Source organism: Streptomyces katrae (assembly GCF_000966975.1).
GTDB classification, from domain to species: domain Bacteria; phylum Actinomycetota; class Actinomycetes; order Streptomycetales; family Streptomycetaceae; genus Streptomyces; species Streptomyces katrae.
On the sequence record NZ_JZWV01001710.1, the window covers coordinates 1 to 868 of the forward strand.

Consider the following 868-nt stretch of genomic DNA (forward strand, 5'->3'; position numbering starts at 1 on the left):
GATCGGGTGCTGCTGCCGTCGTCGTGCCGCAGCGCGAACGTGTTCGTCGAGGGACGGAACACACCCAGCTGGTCATGGCCGTAGCCGTCCCAGTCACCGGTGATCGGAATGTCACCCGCCTGTCCGAAACCGGCCGTCGTCATCCCACCCGACGCGTTGCGCAACGCCCACGTCCCGTCCCGGAACACCCCCACCGCCGACGACTTGATGACGGGCGCCGGCGCGGTGGGGTACGGGTTGGCGTGGTCGGTGGCAAGCCCGGTGCCGGGTGAGCAGGTCCACGCGCGGGGGCCTTGGCGGGCGAGGATCTTCTCCGCTATGAGGATCTGCTGCTGCTTCGTGGCGAGGTCCGGCCGCGCGGCGTACGCGGTGCCGCCGTAGGAGTTCCAGTTGTCCATCGTGATCTGCAGCCCGCCGTAGTACAGGTTGTTGCGGCTCACGATCGTCCAGTCGCCGCCGCTCTCGCAGGCGGCGACCTTGTCCCAGGTCGCCACCGATGCCGCGCTGGCCTGGCCGGCGCTCAGTGTGCCTGCGATGGCGGCGGCAGCGAGCAGGGCCATGAGGGTTCGAGGCTTGCGGAGGTGTGCGGGGTTGGTCATCGCGAGTCCTTCGGTGGTGATGAGAGGTGAGGGCGGCGTGTGTGGTGCGGGGCCGCCTGGAGGGGCGGCCCCGCGGGGGAATGGGCGGCGGACTGTCAGCTCCAGTTGCCGGTGACGGGGACGTCGCCCGGGTTGCCGTACGTGATCACGGTGTCGGGGGTGCCGGCGTAGGCGTTGTTCAGGGCGAAGGTGGCGGTGCTCGGCCGGTAGACACCGAAGCTCGTGCGGCCCTTGCCCGACCAGTCGCCGACGATCGGCAGGTCGCCCTT

At 70.3% G+C, this 868-nt stretch carries 1 protein-coding gene; it reads right to left on the reverse strand.

The genetic code is table 11. The features are described 5' to 3' along the window. A partial coding sequence (locus tag VR44_RS48705; RefSeq protein WP_211275232.1) for a transglycosylase family protein occupies nucleotides 1-599 on the reverse strand: 599 nt, incomplete at its 3' end. Nucleotides 600-868 lie beyond the last annotated feature (269 nt).